At 61.9% G+C, this 20,052-nt stretch carries 16 protein-coding genes; 9 read left to right on the top strand and 7 right to left on the bottom strand.

Going from position 1 to position 20,052, the window contains the following annotated elements:
- Positions 1-75: 75 nt before the first annotated feature.
- Entirely contained in the window at positions 76-1,479 is a 1,404-nt protein-coding gene (locus P3T42_RS08110) for an MFS transporter (protein ID WP_074297070.1), read from the top strand.
- Between the two features lie 166 nt (positions 1,480-1,645).
- Positions 1,646-3,370, top strand: coding sequence for a gamma-glutamyltransferase (gene ggt / locus P3T42_RS08115; RefSeq protein ID WP_429305686.1), 1,725 nt, complete (start codon positions 1,646-1,648; stop codon positions 3,368-3,370).
- Between the two features lie 45 nt (positions 3,371-3,415).
- On the opposite strand, the gene P3T42_RS08120 is transcribed toward ggt, so the two are convergent.
- Entirely contained in the window at positions 3,416-3,685 is a 270-nt protein-coding gene (locus P3T42_RS08120) for a hypothetical protein (protein WP_429305687.1), read from the bottom strand.
- A gap of 116 nt (positions 3,686-3,801) precedes the next feature.
- Positions 3,802-4,857, bottom strand: a complete 1,056-nt coding sequence (locus P3T42_RS08125) for a S1C family serine protease (protein ID WP_429305688.1) — start codon at positions 4,855-4,857, stop codon at positions 3,802-3,804.
- A gap of 124 nt (positions 4,858-4,981) precedes the next feature.
- Between P3T42_RS08125 and P3T42_RS08130 the strand changes: the two genes are divergently transcribed.
- Positions 4,982-5,362: a VOC family protein gene (locus P3T42_RS08130; protein ID WP_429305689.1), complete on the top strand. Its 381-nt coding sequence runs from the start codon at positions 4,982-4,984 to the stop codon at positions 5,360-5,362.
- Positions 5,363-5,516: 154 nt separating this feature from the next.
- Positions 5,517-6,443: a polyphosphate kinase 2 gene (gene ppk2, locus P3T42_RS08135; protein ID WP_074294365.1), complete on the top strand. Its 927-nt coding sequence runs from the start codon at positions 5,517-5,519 to the stop codon at positions 6,441-6,443.
- Between the two features lie 123 nt (positions 6,444-6,566).
- Here ppk2 and P3T42_RS08140 read toward each other — a convergent pair whose 3' ends face one another.
- Complete coding sequence (locus P3T42_RS08140) at positions 6,567-8,153, bottom strand: inorganic phosphate transporter (RefSeq protein WP_074294366.1); 1,587 nt, start codon at positions 8,151-8,153, stop codon at positions 6,567-6,569.
- A 368-nt stretch (positions 8,154-8,521) separates the two neighbouring features.
- Between P3T42_RS08140 and P3T42_RS08145 the strand changes: the two genes are divergently transcribed.
- Both P3T42_RS08145 and P3T42_RS08150 read left to right on the top strand, forming a co-directional pair.
- A complete protein-coding gene (locus P3T42_RS08145; protein WP_074294367.1) occupies positions 8,522-9,463 on the top strand; it encodes a LysR substrate-binding domain-containing protein in 942 nt (313 codons plus the stop codon).
- A gap of 405 nt (positions 9,464-9,868) precedes the next feature.
- Positions 9,869-11,758, top strand: a complete 1,890-nt coding sequence (locus tag P3T42_RS08150) for a bifunctional diguanylate cyclase/phosphodiesterase (protein ID WP_083640236.1) — start codon at positions 9,869-9,871, stop codon at positions 11,756-11,758.
- Between the two features lie 4 nt (positions 11,759-11,762).
- On the opposite strand, the gene P3T42_RS08155 is transcribed toward P3T42_RS08150, so the two are convergent.
- Complete coding sequence (locus P3T42_RS08155; protein WP_429305690.1) at positions 11,763-13,052, bottom strand: Nramp family divalent metal transporter; 1,290 nt, start codon at positions 13,050-13,052, stop codon at positions 11,763-11,765.
- 396 nt (positions 13,053-13,448) lie between these two features.
- Here P3T42_RS08155 and P3T42_RS08160 point away from each other — a divergent pair, with 396 nt between their 5' ends.
- Positions 13,449-14,108 carry an H-NS histone family protein gene (locus tag P3T42_RS08160; RefSeq protein ID WP_429305691.1) on the top strand — a complete coding sequence of 220 codons (660 nt, stop codon included), beginning with the start codon at positions 13,449-13,451 and terminating at the stop codon, positions 14,106-14,108.
- A gap of 91 nt (positions 14,109-14,199) precedes the next feature.
- Here the strand turns inward: P3T42_RS08160 and P3T42_RS08165 are convergent, their stop codons facing one another.
- From P3T42_RS08165 to P3T42_RS08175, 3 genes are all read right to left on the bottom strand, one after another.
- Positions 14,200-14,403 carry a cold-shock protein gene (locus P3T42_RS08165; protein WP_074266324.1) on the bottom strand — a complete coding sequence of 68 codons (204 nt, stop codon included), beginning with the start codon at positions 14,401-14,403 and terminating at the stop codon, positions 14,200-14,202.
- 109 nt (positions 14,404-14,512) lie between these two features.
- Positions 14,513-15,619 (bottom strand): VTT domain-containing protein, encoded by a 1,107-nt coding sequence (locus P3T42_RS08170; protein ID WP_429305692.1) that lies wholly within the window; start codon positions 15,617-15,619, stop codon positions 14,513-14,515.
- Between the two features lie 53 nt (positions 15,620-15,672).
- A complete protein-coding gene (locus P3T42_RS08175; protein ID WP_074294372.1) occupies positions 15,673-17,688 on the bottom strand; it encodes a bifunctional DedA family/phosphatase PAP2 family protein in 2,016 nt (671 codons plus the stop codon).
- Positions 17,689-18,041: 353 nt separating this feature from the next.
- Here P3T42_RS08175 and P3T42_RS08180 point away from each other — a divergent pair, with 353 nt between their 5' ends.
- A complete protein-coding gene (locus P3T42_RS08180; RefSeq protein WP_074294373.1) occupies positions 18,042-18,344 on the top strand; it encodes a hypothetical protein in 303 nt (100 codons plus the stop codon).
- Positions 18,345-18,804: 460 nt separating this feature from the next.
- Positions 18,805-19,950, top strand: coding sequence for a porin (locus P3T42_RS08185; protein WP_074294374.1), 1,146 nt, complete (start codon positions 18,805-18,807; stop codon positions 19,948-19,950).
- The last annotated feature ends 102 nt before the right edge of the window (positions 19,951-20,052 follow it).

Raw genomic sequence — 20,052 nt, forward strand, 5'->3', positions numbered from 1 at the left:
TGACAACATCTGTTGCCGGGTCGATGCCATAATTGAGGCTTTATGCCGACGGCTTTGCCACCCGTCGTCCTGCCAATGCCTCTTGCCCTGGGTGCATTCATCGTTCCGCTGATCGTCGCGTGTGCGATGTTCATGGAAAACGTGGACGGCACGGTCATCGTGACGTCGCTTCCCGTTCTGGCGCGTGACCTCGGTCAGAGTCCCATCACCCTCAAGCTTGCCATCACCAGTTATGTGATCGGCCTCGGCGTCTTCATTCCTATCTGCGGCTGGGTGGCCGACCGCTTCGGCTCCCGCACGGTGTTCCGCACGGCCATCGGCATCTTCATGACCGGCTCGCTGATGTGCGCGGCCTCTACTTCGCTCGGCACGTTTGTCTTTGCGCGCTTCGTGCAGGGCTTGGGGGGCGCGCTGATGGTGCCGGTCGGGCGCATCATCATTTTCCGCTCGATGCCGAAGTCGCAATTCATTCGCGCGGTCAACTACCTCACGGTGCCCGCATTGCTCGGGCCGGTGCTCGGGCCGCCGCTCGGCGGATTCATCACCACGTATCTGCACTGGCGCCTGATCTTCTTTATCAACATTCCGATCGGTGTGCTCGGCATCTGGCTCGCGAACAAGCACATCGCCAATGTGCGCGAGGCGCATCCGGGGCGTCTCGACTGGGCCGGTTTCGTGTTGTCGGCGGGTGGGGCTTCGTCGTTCATGCTGGGCGTCTCGCTGATCGGCGGAGAACTGGTGTCGAATACGCTGTCGCTCGGTATGACCGTGGCCGGCGCCGCGCTGCTGCTCGTCTACTGGCTGTATGCGAGCCGGGTCGAATTGCCGGTGCTCGATCTGCGCCTGCTGCGCATCCCGAGTTTTCACGCGAGCGTGCTGGGCGGTTCGCTGTTTCGCATCGGTCTTGGCGCCGTGCCCTTCCTGCTGCCGCTGGCGTTGCAGGAAGGACTCGGCATGACAGCCTTCGTGTCAGGCTCGATTACGTGCGCCTCGGCCTTCGGCTCGATCTTCATGAAGACGGTCGCTTCGCGCGTACTCGGACGCTTTGGCTTCCGCAAGGTGCTGATGGTCAATGCGTGCTTCGCCGGACTGGCGATCGCCGTGTACGGATTGTTTTTCCCCGGCATGCCCCATTGGGCGATCTGGTGCGTTGTGTTGTTCGGCGGCTTCTTCCCGTCGCTGCAGTTCACGTCGTTGAATACGCTCGCTTATGCGGATATCCCTAGCCGCGACATTGGCCGCGCCACCAGCGTGGCGAGCGTGATCCAGCAGATTTCGCTTGGGCTCGGCGTGACGATAGGCGGGCTCGTGCTGCAGATCTCGCATCATCTGCAAGGCCATCCGGCGATTGTGTGGTCCGACTTCTGGCCCGCGTTTCTGGTGGTGGGGCTGTTCTCATTGGGCTCGATTCCGGTGACCGCACGCATGCCGCAAGGCAGCGGCGACGAAATCGCCAGAGGCGGCAGAGGGCGCGCATAACAGCAAGACCCTGCCACGAGCGCCAGACAGAAACGAAGTGGATGAATTCGTTGCAGCACAGCAAGTTAGGACTGCAGTCGGTGGCTTCGCAAAACACCGTCACGCATGCTATAAGCGAAGGCAGTCGTTTTTTTCACCGCGAAAGAATGGTCATGGAGGAGAGTCAATGTCGTTGGATAAAGTCAAGCTGTCCGCAAGCGCATTTGCCGTTGCCGCACTCGTCACGGTCTCGAGCGGCTTGCTCGAAACGGCCCCCGCGTACGCGAAAACATCCGATCAACCTGCTGTTCTCAACGCCTCGGCCATCGCCGTTGCGGACAAGTTCAGCGCCGACGCCGCCGAGCAGATCTTCAAGGAAGGCGGCAATGCCGTCGACGCCGCTGTAGCCATTGCCTTCACGCTTGCCGTGACCTATCCGGAAGCCGGCAATATTGGCGGTGGCGGCTTCATGACGCTCTACGTAGACGGTAAGCCTTACTTTCTCGACTATCGCGAGAAGGCGCCGATCTCGGCGACACGCAACATGTACCTCGACGACAAGGGCAACGTCATCAAGGGCATGAGCCTGTTCGGCTATCGCGCGGTGGGCGTGCCGGGCACCGTCGAAGGCATGTGGGAAGCGCAGCGCCGTTTCGGCAAGCTGAAGTGGAAGCAGGTGCTGGCGCCGGCCATCAAGTACGCCACGGATGGCTTCGAAGTGAGCGAGCAGTTGCAGCAGCGCCGCGACGACGCGGCCAAAGACTTCGCGGGCAAGACCAACTTCGATACTTACTTCGGCAACCTCAAGCAGGGTGTCAATTTCAAGCAGCCGGATCTCGCCGCGGTGCTGACGCGCATTGCCAACCAGGGCGCCAAAGACTTCTATGACGGCAAGACGGCCGACCTGATCGCCGCATCGATGCGCGGTCACGGGCTGATCACCAAGCAGGACCTGCACGAATACAAGGCCGTGTGGCGCCAGCCGGTCGAGGCGAACTGGAACGGCTATCACGTGATCACCGCACCGCCGCCGAGTTCGGGCGGCATCGGCCTCGTGCAGTTACTGAAGATGAAAGCGGACCTTGCGCCTGACTTCAAGGACGTGCCGCTCAACTCGGCGCAGTACGTGCATCTGATCGCGGAAATCGAAAAGCGGGTGTTCGCCGATCGCGCGCAATACCTGGGCGACCCCGACTTCTACAAGGTGCCGGTCGCCCAGCTGATCGACGATTCGTATCTGGCCAAGCGCGCTGCCGAGGTCAATCCGACTACGCCTTCGGATACGAAGAGCGTGCAGCCGGGACTCGGCACCTCGATGCCGGAGAAGGCCGAGACCACGCATTTCTCGGTGATCGACAAGTGGGGTAACGCTGTCTCGAACACGTACACGATCAACGGCTACTTCGGCTCGGGCGTCGTGGTGGACGGCACGGGTATCGTGCTCAACGACGAAATGGATGACTTCTCGGCCAAGCCGGGCATGGCGAACCAGTTCGGCGTGGTGGGCAGCGACGCGAATGCGATCGAACCGAAGAAGCGGCCGCTGTCGTCGATGACACCCACCATCCTGACGAAGGACGGCAAGGTGTCGCTGGTGATCGGCACGCCGGGCGGCTCGCGCATCTTCACGTCGATCTTCCAGGTGATCAACAACGTCTACGACTTCAATATGCCGTTGCAGGACGCGGTGGCCGCGATGCGCTTCCACCACCAGTTGCTGCCGCCGAACACGATCTTCTGGGAGCCGTACAAGCCGATCGAGGGCGAACTCGCGCAGCAGATCGAAGCGAAGGGCTACAAGCTGCAAGGCCAGGACTTCAGCGGCGACATTCAGGTCATCAAGGTCAATGGCGATACGCCCGAGCCCGCTGCCGATCCGCGTGGCCGCGGTGTGACGCGGGTGGTCCAGTGAGGGTTTGACGCAGCGGCGGTGTGAGCGCGTTTCGCGCCGCACCGCTTACAGCTCTGTAAACCGCCCAAAGAAGCGTTCCCATGCTTCCTTGTCCGTCGTGGAGAGGGTGGGGTTCGACGTCACGCCGAACGCCTCTTCGCGGGCGCGGATGCAGGCATCGATAAACTGCTGCAAGGTGTCGCGATCGGCAAACACCAGTTCGCGTCGCGATGCGGCAATCTCCACGCGCGCCGGCGTTTTGCTCACACGCGGCACGCCGGCGTCATCCGGGCCGGCGGTGTCCCGCGTGACCCGCACCTGATAGTTGCCTGTCACATCGATCTCCCATGCCAGGTGATGGCGGTTTGCTGTCCGAGGGTCGGTTCCCTCAGTATAGAAAATCGCTGTGACACTGTTGGATTTCTCTGGCTTTTCTGCCGTGCGGTTCGGCCTTAGCTAGCCTGTTCGACCGGTGTGAGCGTCAACTCGAGCCGCTGCGCGCCGCGCAGCACCGTCACGTTGACCGGGCGGTCGATCCGCGACGCATCCAGCACGCGTTGCAGGCTGTCGACACCATCCACGGGCAGGGTATCGATCGCGACGATCGTATCGTCCGTGCGCAGTCCGCCTATTGCCGCCGGGCTGGCCTTGACGATTTCCATTACCCGCACGCCGGTTTCCGAGTCGAGGCCAAAGTAGCGTTGGACGCGCCGCGACAGCGGCGTGGTGGTGCCCGCTACGCCGATATACGCGCGCCGCACCCGGCCGTGCGCGAAAATCTGCATGATGACCCACTTCGCGGTATCGATGGCCGTGGCAAAGCAGATGGCCTGGGCGCCGGGGATGATCGCCGTGTTCACGCCGATCACCTGGCCCGCGGAGTTGATCAGCGGGCCGCCCGAGTTGCCGGGATTCAAGGCCGCGTCGGTCTGGATCACGTCGTAAATCATGCGCCCCGAGTTCGAGCGCAGCGAGCGGCCGAGCGCGGAGACCACGCCGGTGGTGACGGTCTGCTGCAGGCCGAGCGGGTTGCCGACCGCAATCGCAATCTGACCGACCCGCACCCGTCCGGATTCGCCCAGTTCGACGTGCGGCAAGGGTTCGGCCGAACCGATCCGCAGCACGGCAAGGTCGCTGCCGGGGTCGTCGCCAACCAGATCGGCGTCGAACTGGCTGCCGTCGGCAAGGGTGACGCGGATCTGGGCGGCGCCGTGTACGACGTGGCTATTGGTCAGCAGGTAGCCGTCCGGCGTGAACAGGAAGCCCGAACCGGTGCCACCGCGCGTGCCGCGGCCGCCCGGATTGGCGGGCGTGCGGTGTTCGACGGCAATGAACACCACCGCCTGCTGGACCCGCTCCAGCGCGCCGATCACGGTGCGCGAGTAGGCGTCGAGCAAGGCGTCGTCGTTCAGGGCGGACGGTGTGGCGGACGCGGCGGCGCCGACGGGCGCGTCCGGCTCGGACGAGGCGCGCGACAGATCATCAATAAAACGGGGACGGCTTCCCATGGCGAAGCTCCGGACAGGGCGGGAGCGTAACTGCAGGGCTGTCCATCCGTTTTCAAGATGCGGGTACGGGTGTGAGAAACTGGCCGTGCCGACGCCCCGTGCGCCAGATGCAAGGAGTACCGCAATGACTGAAGCTGACCCCTCCGAGGCGCCGCGCATCGAGTCGCTGAGCGCGATCACGCTGGCGACCCATGACATGGCGCGGGCCGTGCCGTTTTATGAAGCGCTAGGTTTCCCGCTGAAGTACGGCGGTCCGCAGGAAGCGTTTACATCTTTTGCGTTCGGCCCGTCGTTTCTGAACCTGATTGCCGACAGCCGCGGCCCGATTAACTGGTGGGGGCGGGTGATCGTTTACGTGTCGGACGTGGACGGGATTTATCGCAGGGCGCTGGCGGCCGGGTTGCAGCCCGAGTCCGCACCCGCGGATGCGCCGTGGGGCGAGCGCTATTTCCACCTGACCGACCCGGACGGCCACGAGTTGAGCTTCGCGAAGCCGTTGCGCTAGCCGGATTGGATCGCGTGGAAAACTCGCTATCATGAGTTGATGCAAGCCGTGCCGCCCCAGTAATAACAGTGACACCTCGATCGCCGATAATCGGCCGGTCGCCGCTGCGTCCGGCGCAGTGGGCTTACCTATTCCCGTTTCCAGGAGAGTCGCGATGAAAGAGCAGGATCCCAGAGCCGATATGGCGTCGATGGCGGAGCGGCAGCGCCGTTTTGAAGAGGATCTCATCGACGCGTACGACGAAGAGCTCGAAATGGAAGTGGACGACCGCATCAACGACGGCGAAGCGGGTTTTTCGGCCGAGCATCGCGAGGCGCGCAAGAAGTACTTCCGCGAGCTGTTCCGTCTGCAGGGCGAACTGGTCAAGCTGCAGGACTGGATCGTCGCCACGGGACACCGGCTCGTGGTGATCTTCGAGGGACGCGACGCAGCGGGCAAGGGCGGCGCGATCAAGCGCATCACGCAGCGTCTCAATCCGCGTGTGTGCCGGGTTGCGGCACTGCCGGCGCCGAACAATCGCGAACGCACGCAGTGGTACTTTCAGCGCTATGTGTCGCATCTGCCGGCCGGCGGCGAGATGGTGCTATTCGACCGGAGCTGGTACAACCGCGCGGGTGTCGAGCGTGTGATGAACTTCTGCACGGACGAAGAGTACGAGGAGTTTTTCCGCTCGGTGCCGGAGTTCGAGAAGATGCTGGCGCGCAGCGGCGTGCAGATTCTCAAGTACTGGTTTTCGATTACCGACGAAGAGCAGGAAATCCGCTTCCAGACACGTATCCACGACCCGCTCAAGCAGTGGAAGCTGAGCCCGATGGATCTGGAGAGCCGGCGCCGCTGGGAGGCGTACACGCATGCGAAGGAAGTGATGCTGCAACGCTCGCATATTCCCGAGGCGCCGTGGTGGGTGGTTCAGGCGGTCGACAAGAAGCGCGCGCGTCTGAACTGCATTCACCATCTGCTGAGCCAGGTGCCGTATCACGAGGTCGAGCATCCGCTGATTACGCTGCCGGAGCGCGTGTACAACACGGAGTACATCCGGCAGCCGGTGCCGGCTAACATCATCGTGCCGGAAGTGTATTGAGCGGCTGACGGGTGTTTGCGGCAGGCGGGTGGCGGGAGAGGCAGGTTACTAGTGTGATGGTAAAACATCACACTAGTGAACTCGTAAAGCATAAAACAACCGGCTCGCGCCCCCGTTGTCCCTTCAAAACACGTGCAGGAACACCCAATACAATCCGGCTGCCAGCGCGATGGAAGCGGGCAGCGTCAGCACCCACGCCATCAGCAGACTGCGCACCGTGCTCCACTGCAGCCCCGAGCCGTTGGCCGCCATCGTGCCGGCTACCCCTGACGACAGCACGTGCGTCGTCGACACCGGCAGACCGTAGAGATCGGCCGCGCCGATTGTCAGCATGGCGACCAGTTCCGCCGAGGCGCCCTGCCCGTAGGTCAGATGCTGTTTGCCGATTTTCTCGCCAACCGTCACGACAATCCGTTTCCAGCCCACCATCGTCCCGAGCCCGAGTGCGATCGCCACGGCGACCTTGACCCAGGTCGGAATGAATTTGGTTGCATGATCAACCTGCTTCTTGAAGTTGTCGATCGGCTTCATGTCGTCCTGCGTAAAGGCGGGCTGTTTGGCCTTTTCCATCAGGCGAATCGCCTCGGAGGTGACGTACATGTTGTTACGCACGTTATCGACGACATCTTGCGGCACGTTCGCCATCGAGCCCGATGCGCCGACCTGCTGACCGATCTGGTCGGTCAGTTGCTGCAGCGCGGGCAGCGTCTCGGGTGTCAACTGGCGGGTGCGGACATAGGCTTCGACGGCGGTGCGCGGGTGCGCCGACGGCGGAGCGCCGTTCGTATATTTGGCGAACGTAGCGGAGGCCTGTTGCGACACCGCGACGAAGGTCTGCGTTTCACCAGGCGTGACGGCCTTGTTCAAGGCGTACGCGGTGGGCACCGTGCCGATCAGGATCAGCATGATCAGGCCCATGCCCTTTTGGCCGTCATTCGAGCCGTGTGCGAACGAAACGCCCGTACAGGTGAGGATCAGCAGGCCGCGGATCCAGAATGGCGGCGGCTCCGAGCCCTTCGGTTCGGCATACAACGCCGGCACGCGGACAACGGCTTTCAGTACCATCAGAAGCAGTCCTGAGAGCAGGAACCCGACGATCGGCGAAAACACGAGCGACTTGCCGACGCCCAGCGCCTGATTCCAGTCCACGCCGCTGGTGCCGCTGGCGCCGTGCATCAGTTGATTCATCAGGCCCACGCCGATGATGGAACCCACTAGCGTATGCGAGCTCGACGACGGCAAGCCGAAGTACCACGTGCCGAGATTCCAGATGATGGCCGCGATCAGCAGGGCGAACACCATCGCGAAGCCGGCGCTGCTGCCGACCTGCAGGATCAGTTCGACCGGCAGAAGCTGCAGCACGCCAAACGCGACAGCGCCGCTCGAAGTCAGCACGCCGAGGAAGTTCCACGTACCGGACCACATCACCGCGATATTCGGCGTGAGCGAATGCGTGTAGATCACCGTGGCGACGGCGTTCGCGGTGTCGTGAAAGCCGTTGACGAACTCGAAGCCGAGCGCGATCAGCAACGCGACGCCGAGCAACAGGTAGGGCAGGAAACTGAGTGACTGTACGGACTGCAGATCGGTTACCAGATGCACGGCGCAATACACCGCGCCGAATGCGATCACAAGGAGGAAAATAATCAGACCAATGCCGCGGCTTCGAGCGTTGGTGGTGGTCGTCTGCGGGTACGAAAGTTCCGGCATGGCGTGAGCCCCAAGGTAGTCGCGTCAACTTTTTATGTTGGTTCATCAATATGTCGCATTCGTGACAGATATGTGTCATTCCGGCCCTTTAGGCGCGCAGAGGGGTCTCGCGCCTTGCCTGGCGGGCCTGTGTCATATGTGAAACGCATACGGCTTGCAACTACTATTTCTATTTTGTGGCGGCTAATTTAATTCGTAATACGAAACATATTGCCGATTTCGGTATTCGTCGTTTATCGGCCCTTTCCTCACATCATGAACCTCCGCTGATTGAGTCAACGCTTGCCGTCCGGAAGGCCCGTGGAGCGAACGCGTAAAATGTCACTCCGGTTTGCCGCATCCGATCAGAGACGCCCTTGAAACGAAAAATGCCCGCGCTCAACGCGCTCAAAGCCTTTGAAGTGGCCGGCCGTACCGGCAGCTTCACCCGTGCCGCCGAGTTGCTCAACGTCACCCAGAGTGCGGTCAGCCGGCAGGTGCGTCAGTTGGAAGAGCAACTCGGCGAGGCCTTGCTGCAACGCCGCCATCACCACCTCGAACTGTCGGCCGCCGGCCGCCTGCTCCTGCAGGCGCTGCAGCAGTCGTTCGACAAGATCGAACTGACCGTGCGCAGCATTCAGGAAAAGACCCATCTGAACCGCTTGCGCATCAACGCGCCGCCCACGTTTACGAGCCGCTGGCTGATGCCGCGTCTCGCGCGTCTGCGCGACGCGCACCCGGAACTCGAACTGAGCCTGTCGACGCGCGTCGAGGACAAGCTCGCCGAATCGGGCGTGCTCGATTGCGCGATCCGTTTTGGCGACGGCGAATGGGAAGGCTTCGACAATCGTCTGCTGATGAGCGAACGGCACGTCGCCGTCTGCTCGCCGGCGCTGCTCGCCCGGCACTCGGGGCAGCAGGGCATCGACCTGAATCAGTTCACGCTGCTGCACGTGCTGGCGAGCGACGACCAGCGTTACCTCACCTGGCAGCACTGGCTGAAAGCGGCCGGGATTGACGGCGTCGATACCAGCGGCGGCTACGAATTCGATCTGCTCGATCTGGCGATTCGCGCGGCCGTCGACGGTCTCGGCATCACCATCGCCGACCGCCATATGATTGCCCGCGAACTGGCAACCGGTGAACTCGTGCAGGTGCTGAACGTGCATGTCGACGGTCACCAGTCCTACTGGCTGGTGACGCGCCCGGAGCAGGGCGATCTGCCGCAACTGGCCTTGTTTCGCGACTGGCTGCAGCATGAAGTGTGGTCGACCGAACGCAACCTGGAGCCGTCGGCGTCGTCGCCGGAACGGCTGATCGGCGGCCACTGAACGTTAAGCGGTAAGCGGCGGATAAGCGGTGGCCTCGCTTGCGGGTTAGCGTGCCGGCAAGCGGCCACTCACAACGCATAAGGGGGCCTGAAAGCCTGATCTGGAAGCGCCTTTACATGCCGGCCGGCACGACGCCGTAGCGCCTTGCAAACGGCTTGAACGGCGCCGACGGAGCGGTTAAGGCGAAGTAAGTTAGAGGCCCACACCAAAAAGTTCGTTTTCTGCGGTGTTCTGCACGTTTCGCGGCTAGCTCTGCTTTCCGGTTTCGTCTGATTATCTATACACTGGCTCGACGATGACGAAACGCAAGGTCGTTCTGAAGAACAAGGTGTGGGCCGCGTAACGGGGAATGGCTTTAACGTGCCGCGCGAGCCGACGCTAACAAGAAGAATTGAGAGCAAGCGTATGGGGCAGCGAGCCGAAGGACCAACTGGAGAACCGCGGGTATTTCTGGAAGGGGTACGTCCGCAGCGCGTGGTGTCGACACGCTGGAGCGTGTTGCTGGCATTCGTGGTGACGACGCTCACCTGTTTATTGAGCGGCGCGCTCAAGAGCATGGCGGGTGAAATCGCAGCTATCTGGCTGACGAATGCGGTGCTGCTGGGCCAGATGATGGTGGTTGCGCCCAGGCAGCGCTATTGGGTGCTGGCCGGCGGCATAGCGGGGAACCTGGCGGCCAATCTGATTAGCGAAAGCCTCGCGGTATCGCTCTCTTATACATTGGCCGATACGCTCGAAGTGCTGATTGCGTTCAGCTTTGCGCCGCGCTTGAGCACGGTCGCCGATTTGTTGCGTCCCAAGGCGCTGCTGAGATTTCTGGCCGGTGGCGTGATCCTCGCGCCGCTTTTGTCGGGGCTGCTTGCTACGACGCTGCTGCGCAGCCAGTTAAGCGGCCATCTGCTGCCCAATCTTGCCAACTGGTTCGTCTCCGACGCGCTCAGTCTCGTGATCTTTACGCCCGCGGCGGTCGTGTTCTGGAACGGCGAGGCCGCCGATCTCCTGCGTGCGGACCGGCGTCTGAAAACCTTGGCCCTGTTGCTACTGGTGTGCGCCGTCACCGCCGGGGTATTTTCCCAGAGCCGGTTCCCGCTGCTCTACTGGGCGCTGCTGCCCATCGTGCTGCTGGCGTTTCAAGTGGACCTTGCAGGGGTCATGGTGGGCTTATTGCTGTGTCTTGCGATTGCGGTGTCGTTCACCATGCGCGGCATTGGACCGCTGTGGATATTCCCGTATGAGGACATGGAAGCCCGCATCTTCTCGCTGCAACTGTTCCTGTTTGCCGCGTTGTGCATTGCACTGCCGATCAGCGCGACGCAAGTGTCGCGTGGCCGCCTTGTGGGACTCCTGCGCGAGGGCGAACGGCGCTACCGGATACTCGCAGAGAACGCGACCGACATCGTCATGAGTGTCACGCTCGAGGGCCGGCTTACCTATGTTTCGCCGCGTGCTCAAACCGTGATGCGTCGCAATCCTGACGAACTGATCGGTGCGTACTTGCCGGACCTGGTGATTGCTGACGATCGCGATGCGCTGGCCACGGCCATCGAGAATCTGGCGATCGGCGCGAGCGAAATCTCGCAGGTCAGCCGCTTCAGACGACCCGACGGCCAGATCCTCTGGCTGGAAACCTATCTTCGTCCGGTGATCGATCCGTTTTCCGGACAGCCTGAAGCGCTCACGGCGACGACACGCGACATCACGGTACGCAAAGCGGCCGAGCAGCGCCTTGCCGACGAGCGTATCGAACTACAGGGACTGGCGTTTCGCGACGGACTGACGGGACTCTTCAACCGGCGTCATTTCGACCTCGAACTGGCCAATCAATGGCGGCAAGTTGCAGAGGGCGACGGCGCCGGTTTTACGGCGGTCGTGATGATCGATATCGATGCGTACAAGAGCTATAACGACCACTACGGCCATCAGCGGGGAGACGACTGTTTGCGCACGATTGCCCAGACCATCGCATTGTCGGCGCGGCGTCCGACGGATATCGTGGCCCGCTACGGTGGCGAGGAGTTCGCGTTAATCCTTAAGGAGACCGATCTGCATGGTGCGCGCGTGGTGGCGGAGCGCATTCGCCGTGCTGTTGAAGGGCTGCAGGTACCGCATCACGCGAGCGATGTCGGGATGGTGACGGTGAGCCTGGGCGTCGCTGCGCGGCAGCCGCGTGAAGGGGGCGGCGCGGCCAGTCTCGTGGCGGCCGCGGACCGCGCGCTCTACGAGGCCAAACGGCGCGGCCGCAATCAGACCTTCGTGGCCGAAGACGGCGATGCGGGTCCCGGCTCGCGCGCCTGACGCGTCACGCCGGCCAGAACATGCCGAGCGCCGCGAGTCCCATGATTGCGGTCGCGATCCAGCCCACCCAGCGCAATAGACCCGTCACGGCAAACTCACCCATGATCTCCGGGCGTCCTGACATCAGCATCACCAGCACCATGATCGGCACGGCCGCGAGGCCATTGACGACGGCGGCCCAATACAACGCGTCGATGGGATCGAAATGGGCAAAGGTGAGCGTCACGCCGCCAAAGGTCGCAACCGCCATCACCACGTAAAACTGCTTGGCGACGTTCACCTGCAGCGCCACACTGTTGCGCCAGTTCATCGCACCGGCGGCCGCATACGCAGCGGACCCGGCGAGCACGGGCAGGGCGAGCAAGCCGGTGCCGATCACGGCGAGACTAAACAGCAGGAATGCGAATGGACCGGCGACGGGCTTCAGTGCGCTCGCGGCATCGGCAAACGTTGCGAGTCCCGTGCGATGCACGTGCAAGGTCGCCGCAGTCGAGAGAATGATGAAGAACGCCACGCCGTTCGACATCGCCATGCTGACCCAGGTATCAAGGTTGATTCGGCGCAGGTGTCCGCTAGCCTGTTTGGGCGCGTCAAGCAGGGCCTCTTGCGCCGGCTCCGAACGGATCTCATCCACTTCCTGCGACGCGTGCCAGAAAAACAGATAAGGGCTGATCGTGGTGCCCAGTACCGCAACGATAGTGGTCAGGTAGTGGCTCGAGAAGGGTATCGGCGGCTTGACGAGATTCAGGCCCACCGCTTTCCAGTCGAGCCGCATGACGAACGGCGTTGCCACGTAGGCGAGCAATGCGAGCGGGAGCCACTTAAGGAATCGCGCATAGCGATCGTAGGGGACAAAGACTTGCAGCAGCAGGGAAGCGGTGCCCAATAGCACGATGTAGATCTGCACGGGACCGCCGAGCACGAGCGTGACCGCTGCGCCCATTGCCGCCAGGTCCGCTGCAATATTGATCGTGTTGGCAATCAGCAGGATCATGACGGCGGCGTAAAGGATCTGCGAAGGATAGTGGCGGCGCAGGTTGGCCGCGAGTCCGCTGCCGGTGACGCGCCCCATGCGTGCGCTGATCGATTGAATCGCCACCATCAGCGGGTAGGTGAGCAGCACGGTCCATAGCAGGCCGAAGCCGAATTGCGCGCCCGCCTGCGAGTAGGTTGCGATACCGCTCGGGTCGTCGTCGGCCGCGCCTTTCACGAGGCCTGGCCCGAGGCGTCTCGCCCAGGAGCGTTCCGCCTCGTCTTCAACGACGAGTTCAGGCTCGAACGGTTCGTTTGGCACGGTCTTCCCTTATTGGTTTGTGTCCGCACCGAGGCACCGCGGAGGGTGTCGGGTGGGGGTTATCGCGCGGCTATTCGTTCTCCGAGCAGCATTATTCGTGCCACGAGGAAATCATGCGGTTCCGTGAGACGGTTCTTCCCGCGAGGTTGGACGTGGACGGCATTGCCGACTCTGGTCGAAGCATACTCAGTTCTATTAATGAAACAGTCTCGAGCTTCATCCGTGTCGGTCTAAAGCTCGCCTTGCGATTCGATGCGAGGTCAAAGAGTGTGTTCATCAAACATGCTTAAGCGCATTGAAGCGTCCTATGCTTTACTTCGTTGTGCGTGAAACCATAGCGTTTTGCCATGCGCTCATGGCATAGTGCGTCCATTGCCCACACGTAAGGAGGCGGTAATGGCCACTCTAGAGCAAATTCAAGCGCGTATGAAGAAACTCCAGGCGCAAGCCGAAGTGTTGCTTGCCAAACGGGCGCAAGCGGCTGTCGACCAGATCCGCGAACTGATGATCAAGCACGGCTTGACCACCGTCGATATCGAAGCACGCGCCAAGGCAAGGCGCGAAGCCAAGGTGGCCGGACGCCGTCTTTCAAACGGAGCCGCCAGCGCTAAAGGCAAGATGCCGCCCAAGTACAGGGATCCTAAAACCGGCGCAACCTGGAGTGGTCATGCGCGGCCGCCTGCCTGGATCAAGAACGTGAAGGACCGCACCCGTTTCCTGATTGATGGGGCGGCGGCGATTGCGCTGAACGGCAGCGGCGCTAGCCACGCAACGACTGCGGCCAGGAAGGTGTCGGCGAAGAAAGCGGCTGCTAAGAAAGCGCCCGCAAAGAAGGCCACCGCAAAGAAGGCCACCGCAAAGAAGGCCGTTGCTAAGAAAGCCGTGACGAAGAAGGTTGCAACCCGGAAGGTCGCAACGAAGAAAACCGCGGCCAAGAAACCCGCAGCCAGGAAAACAGCCGTAAAGAAAACGGTTGCCAGGAAGGTTTCAACCGCGAAGCGGGCACCCGCCCGGAAGGCCGCCGCCAAAAAGGCCGCGCCGAGCGCTGCAGCGTAACGGAACCGGCCGCTCGATCGCCTGTTAGAAACGACATTGGCCCGCCAAGGCGGGCCAATGTGTATGCAGGAACGCGAGTTCCGGCGCGCTGTTACAGCGGCGTAATATTGGCCGCTTGCTTACCCTTCGGGCCTTGCTTCACTTCGAAGCTGACCTTCTGGTTTTCTTGCAGCGATTTGAAGCCACTTCCCTGGACTTCAGAAAAATGCGCGAACAGGTCTTCACCGCCGCCGTCCGGCGTAATGAAACCAAAGCCCTTTGCATCGTTAAACCACTTCACTGTACCTGTTGCCATTTTCCTGAATTTTCCAAAAAAGACGTTGTGTTGGTGCCGGTTAGCCGAGGTCGGCAAGACGCGACGCTTCTTTTTACCACAGGCAAATGACAATTCACAACCAGGGTCGCTACCGCCTGTCGCCGGAAGTCCCTCGTTTCGGCGCTACCCCGCGCAGCGTAACGGCCTCGGTCTCCGCCCGCAGGCTTTTCACGCGCGCCGCCAACGCAGCTGCGCTGGCCCGTGACGGAAACGGATCGAAGGCATAACCGCGGCGCGCCCAGGCATCGAGACCGCCCTTTAGCGCGCGAATACGCGTAAACCCTTTGCGGCGCATCTGTTGCGTAATTCGCATTGCCGTCGCCTCATCCTGACAGACGCAATACACCACGCGATTCCTTTCGGGCAAAGCCTCCTCGATGTCCGCCTGCGAGGTCGCGTCGAGCCGCTGCGCGCCGGGTATGCGATGCGTATCGTCCAGTAGCGCCGACTCGGGCCGGGCATCCAGAATAATGGGCGGAGATTCGGTGCGCAGCGTCGCTTCAAGCTGTTCCTGGGTAATCCGAACCCGCTTCAACCAGCGTCTAAAGCGCCAACGCTGGATACAGCGGTAGACGAAGTACAGCAGCGACGCGGCCAGCACCAGGTCGATCACGGTGGTGCCATGCGCCCGGACGGAGAGCACGAACAGGCTGAGCTGCTTTTCGAACACGGCTCCGCCGAGCAGCCAGAATGTTGCCCATACGGAAGCGCCCAGCAGGTCCCATGCGAGAAAGATTTTTGGGTCGACACGGGTTGTGCCCATCAGCGGCGGAGTGGCGATACCCAACCCAGGAACGAATTTGGACACCGACACGATCGGCGCTCCGAAACGTTCAAACAGCGAGCGCGCGGTCCGCACGTGTGTACCGGCGGACATCGACAGGCGCGAAAGGGCATTGATCAGCCGTTGGCCGTACCGGCGTCCCGCGATAAACCAGATCCCGTCGCCGATCAATGCGCCGAGCACGGCTGCGGGCAGCACGTACCAGAACGACAAGGTTCCGCTGGCAATCGCGGAGCCGGCGAAGAGCAGGACCGGTACCGCGGGTATGGGCACACCAAGACGGGTAAGAAGCACGTTTAGAAAAACGACCCCGCCACCCCAGGTCGAAATTTCCGATTGCGGAAACTCTATCAATTGCAGTACTCCTGAGGTCACGAACGAGGGGGAGCGGCATGTCTGCTGTGCCTGCATTCGTGGCGTGCTGTATCTGGAATCGGGAGATCCTGGCAGACGTCAGCACAGGTTCATTCTACGTTTGAATCGATCAGCGTGACGCGCACACCTTCGCATCCGGCGCTGCTCGATACCTCCAGTTCGCGCCAGCCGCTCGCTTCGCCTTGAACGGAGATGAGCGGATCGATTTGCCTGTCGGGACGCAACACATTGAACGGCCACGACGGACGGCGCAAGCGCTCATGCACGAGCGAGCCTAACCAGATCGGCGCAGCGGGCGTGCCGCTTTTACGTTGCACGGCATAGTCGGTGGACCAGAAACGCAAGACGTCGCGTTCGTCGCGCGCGTCGCGGGCGCGAGTAAAGACCAGCGCGGACGGTTCGCCGTTGTTGAGCTTCGGCAGTACCGGCAAGGCGGTGGCTTCGGGATCGGGCGCCACCAGCGAGAGGAGCGAGCGTGCCGACAGTTGCGTGCCTTCTATCCAGCCTCGACGACTCAACTGCGCTTCGATCTGCTCGCGGTTGGCCGACCATTGCACCGTAATCGGCTCGCGCCGGTCGCCCGTCATGTCGGACCGGTAGCACGCGAAGGTCTTCCAGAGCGTATCGGTCCATTGCGCTTCGGTGACCACGTTCAAGGGACGATTCGGCAGGCTGGAAGGTTCGCTGGTGGCGCGGCTAAGGACGATCTGCGGCGCCGCGCTCGCGCAGATCACCAGCAGCATCACGGCAGGCATGAACTCGCGCGAAGCGGGCACCGTGGGGTTGCGCCAGACAGCGGTCAGTGCGACGACGGCGACCCAGATCGCCGCGAATGCCGCGCCGCCAACTGCATCGGAGAACGAAAAACGTCCGAAGTAGAGGCCCGCGAACGCGACGGCAATGACAATCGCGGTGCTGAGCGTCGTCGCAAGAATTCCCTGGATTTTGCCGACCCGCCGCGCCAGCAGAAACGCGAGGAAGCCGTAGACGATCGCGCTTGCCGCGACGTGATTGCTGGGGAACGCATACGCGTCGAAACTCCCTTGACCCAGTGGCGCACGCCGCACGGCCAACTGGATCGCGAAGATCAGCAACTGCGAAAAGGCGACGGCAGCCAGCCAGTAGGCAACCGCCAGCCAGCGCCGTTCATACGTCATCCATACGATCACGGTTGCGACGACGGCTGCGAGTGTGGGGACGCTGCCCAGGGTCGCGAGGCCCGATATCAAGGTGTCGGCCCAGGTGGAGTGGATCGATTGCAGGAATCGATAGACGGACATATCCACCTGAACCAGCGGGTCGCCATTGGCGACGCCCTTCAATACTCCGAAGAAAATGCCGGCGAACAACAACACCAGCACGGAGATGATCGCGACGATGCCCATGGCCGGACGCTCGGGATTCAGCACCTGCAGGAGGAAGGTGGCGGCACGTCCGTTGTGACACCGTGCCCAGGCAATCAGTTTGAGACGCGAGGCGATCGTCCATGCCTGTGCGCGCGACAGGATCAGGCGCATCAAGCGGAAGCTGAGCCAACCGATTGCCGCCAGAATCGCAATCACGGCGACGAGTCGAAACGACACTGCGCCGGCCAGTTGCAGCGACGCGCCGAACACGACACCCGGCAGAATGTGCGCCGGCGCCCACAACAGGGCCGACACGACGTTCATCGCATAGAAGCGCACCGGACTCATGCCCAGCATGCCGGCGACGACCGGCACGATCGCTCGCAAGGGCGCGATGAAACGGGCAAACACGACGCTGCGCGCGCCATGCGCCGCGAAATACTGTTTCCCGCCGTGCAGAATCTGTGGATGCGTGCTGAAGGGCCAGAGCTGGACGATCTTGCTGCGGTAGCGGCGACCCAGCCAATAGCTGATGCCGTCGCCGGCGACGGCGCCGGCGAGCGCGCAGGCGAACAGCCAGCCGAGGTTTAGGGTTCCGGTGCCCACGAGGGCGCCGGCGAGGAACATCGCCGTGCTGCCGGGAATGAAAGTGCCGACGACAGCGACCGACTCCAGGAACGCGGCAAGGAAAACCACCGCCAGCGTCCATTCCGCGTGGCCGCCGAGCAGATGCAACAGGTGAAGATACGCGTGCTCCATCTACTTCTCCGGCAGTTCGGCGCGATGAACGAATCAACGCGATCGGGAAACGCGCCATGTCGAAATATAACCTCAGCAGATGTCGTGCCGTGCTGCTTCGCTCACGCATAAGCGGTCTGGGCCGGCGGCGGGGGGTCTTTGAGGGCGCGCGTTTGCGGTTGGCCGGCGGCGTCGTTGACGTCTTGCGAACTTGACCTATAACGGAGTTGCGGCGCGGTCGTTCTGTGTATCGGGGTCGGCCGCAGCCGGTCCGAAGCGTGCCATTGGTGCATTGCACGGGCCGGTCCGGCAGCAAGGCTGGGCGATTGGAGCCGTTACCCAGGTAATGGGTACCCGATGCAAGGAGTGTCGAGATGAAATCACTTTTCGTGTTGCCGTTGGCTAGCGCTGGCCTGCTTCTGGCAGCCGGCATGGCGAGCGGGCAGGACAGGACGATGGACGTCCAACCACAGGGCCGCGCCATCCTGGAGCAGAACGCGAACCAGTCCGCGCAAGACGCGACGGATATGCCCTACAGCGAAACCGGGCCGACCGGCAAGCCGACCGCGGGTTCCATCACCCATGCCTCGTATGGCGGCACGGCCGATTTCGGCGCAGAGTCGGGTGGCCCGCGGTGCGCAACGGGTCCCCGCTGCAACATTTTCCGCGGCCGATGACGGCAACGAAATGGCGCCCTTGCGGTATCGCGCGATGCTTCGAACGTTCGCAAACGCCATGTGCAGGAAAAGCGGTGCAATGCCAGAGATGGCATTGCACCGTCACGCGTCTCTCGGCGCAGCGCGAGAATTAAAGCGACATTAAAGATTTATCTACCTCGTCGGACGCGTTGTCGCTCAGGCACGACACTTACGCATCGCAAATCCGCTAATTTTTTTCCAGAAAGAAATGCGAGCCCGCTTCGCTCAAGGCGCTAGCGTGTCCGCGTTTCGCACTTGCGCTTGTTGAAAGACTGAGTTTCGCCTGAGAGCTCTCGCCAAAGAAAGCGGCTACTTAAACTTCGCTTGCACTTTCATGTCGCTGCAGCCGCATGCAGCGGCGCTGCGTCACGGCGCACAGAAGGGCGCTAAAGCGCGTAGCAGGCAGAGATTCTCCACTCCACTCATCAGGTAAAGGTAAATGAAAAAAACGTGTTTGGCCGGACTGTTGTCCGCACTTGCGCTGTCTAATGTCGCGCATGCTCAGAACAGTGTCACGCTCTACGGCATTATCGATGAGGGCCTCGACTTCACCACCAACGCGGCCGGCAACCGGGGATACCAGATGGTGAGCGGCGATACGGCCGGCAGCCGTTTCGGCCTGAAAGGCAGCGAAGACCTCGGCGGCGGCATGAAGGCCATTTTCCAGTTGGAAAACGGCTTTAACACCAACACGGGTGCGGCGGGCCAGGGCGGCCTGATGTTCGGCCGTCAGGCATACGTGGGCTTGTCCTCGGCGCAATACGGCACGATCACGATGGGCCGCCAGTACGATCCGACCATCGACATGTGGAGCGGCTTCACGGCAGCCGGCAACTGGGAAGGCGATCTCGGCGCGCATCCGCTTGACAACGACAACGCGGATTGGGACTACCGCATCCAGAACTCGGTCAAGTACGTGTCGCCGACCGTGGCGGGCTTCACCGGCGAAGCCATGTACGGCTTTAGCAACGAAGCCGGCGGTTTCGCCGACAACCGGATGTACAGCGCGGCGCTCCAGTACCAGATGGGAGCGCTTTCCGCTGTATTGGCCTATATGAAGACCAACAACGGCGGTGCGAATACCGGCGGGGCATCGCCGAGCACGACGATCGTGTTCAGCGGGTCCTCGCAACAGAACATCGACGCCGGTGCTTCGTACAAGTTCTCCGACAAGGCCGTGGTCTCGCTGGCCTATTCGCACATCGATGTCTACAACCCGACCTACAGCGAGTATTTCACCACGCAACCGGTCGCGGGTACGCAAAACTCATGGAAGTTCGATAACTTCGAAATCAACGGCCAGTACTACTTCGCGCATGACTTCTGGCTCGGTGCTGCCTATACGTTTACGCGCGCCCATATCTCCACGGTGACGGGCAGCTCGGATGCAAACTGGAACCAGTTGTCGCTCATGCTCGACTATGATCTGAGCGCGCGCACTTCTGTCTACGTGCAAGGGGCTTATCAGCACGCGGACGGCAAGACGGGTCAGGACTTCGATTACGCGAACATTGTCGGCTCGCCGAGTCAGTCGTCGACCGGCAACCAGATGGTGTACCGCATTGCGATGATGCATCGCTTTTAAGGCGTCCGCGATTTAACTGCAACATGCAAAAGCACAGACCGGATTCCGGTCTGTGCTTTTTTCATTGTTGTGCGTTTTAACACGTCTGGCAGGGGCTAAAGC

The sequence above is a fragment of the Paraburkholderia sp. GAS38 genome (assembly GCF_050434965.1).
GTDB classification, from domain to species: Bacteria; Pseudomonadota; Gammaproteobacteria; order Burkholderiales; family Burkholderiaceae; genus Paraburkholderia; species Paraburkholderia phenazinium_A.

What these genes read in the sequence shown, in the direction of transcription:
- P3T42_RS08110 (WP_074297070.1), top strand. Translation starts at nt 76, where the DNA reads ATGCCTCTTGCCCTGGGTGCATTCATCGTTCCGCTGATCGTCGCGTGT.
- P3T42_RS08165 (WP_074266324.1), bottom strand. Translation starts at nt 14,403, where the DNA reads ATGGCAACAGGTACAGTGAAGTGGTTTAACGATGCAAAGGGCTTTGGT.
- ppk2 (WP_074294365.1), top strand. Translation starts at nt 5,517, where the DNA reads ATGAAAGAGCAGGATCCCAGAGCCGATATGGCGTCGATGGCGGAGCGG.
- ggt (WP_429305686.1), top strand. Translation starts at nt 1,646, where the DNA reads ATGTCGTTGGATAAAGTCAAGCTGTCCGCAAGCGCATTTGCCGTTGCC.
- P3T42_RS08185 (WP_074294374.1), top strand. Translation starts at nt 18,805, where the DNA reads ATGAAAAAAACGTGTTTGGCCGGACTGTTGTCCGCACTTGCGCTGTCT.
- P3T42_RS08145 (WP_074294367.1), top strand. Translation starts at nt 8,522, where the DNA reads ATGCCCGCGCTCAACGCGCTCAAAGCCTTTGAAGTGGCCGGCCGTACC.
- P3T42_RS08140 (WP_074294366.1), bottom strand. Translation starts at nt 8,153, where the DNA reads ATGCCGGAACTTTCGTACCCGCAGACGACCACCACCAACGCTCGAAGC.
- P3T42_RS08160 (WP_429305691.1), top strand. Translation starts at nt 13,449, where the DNA reads ATGGCCACTCTAGAGCAAATTCAAGCGCGTATGAAGAAACTCCAGGCG.
- P3T42_RS08170 (WP_429305692.1), bottom strand. Translation starts at nt 15,619, where the DNA reads ATGCAGGCACAGCAGACATGCCGCTCCCCCTCGTTCGTGACCTCAGGA.
- P3T42_RS08125 (WP_429305688.1), bottom strand. Translation starts at nt 4,857, where the DNA reads ATGGGAAGCCGTCCCCGTTTTATTGATGATCTGTCGCGCGCCTCGTCC.
- P3T42_RS08130 (WP_429305689.1), top strand. Translation starts at nt 4,982, where the DNA reads ATGACTGAAGCTGACCCCTCCGAGGCGCCGCGCATCGAGTCGCTGAGC.
- P3T42_RS08180 (WP_074294373.1), top strand. Translation starts at nt 18,042, where the DNA reads ATGAAATCACTTTTCGTGTTGCCGTTGGCTAGCGCTGGCCTGCTTCTG.
- P3T42_RS08175 (WP_074294372.1), bottom strand. Translation starts at nt 17,688, where the DNA reads ATGGAGCACGCGTATCTTCACCTGTTGCATCTGCTCGGCGGCCACGCG.
- P3T42_RS08150 (WP_083640236.1), top strand. Translation starts at nt 9,869, where the DNA reads ATGGGGCAGCGAGCCGAAGGACCAACTGGAGAACCGCGGGTATTTCTG.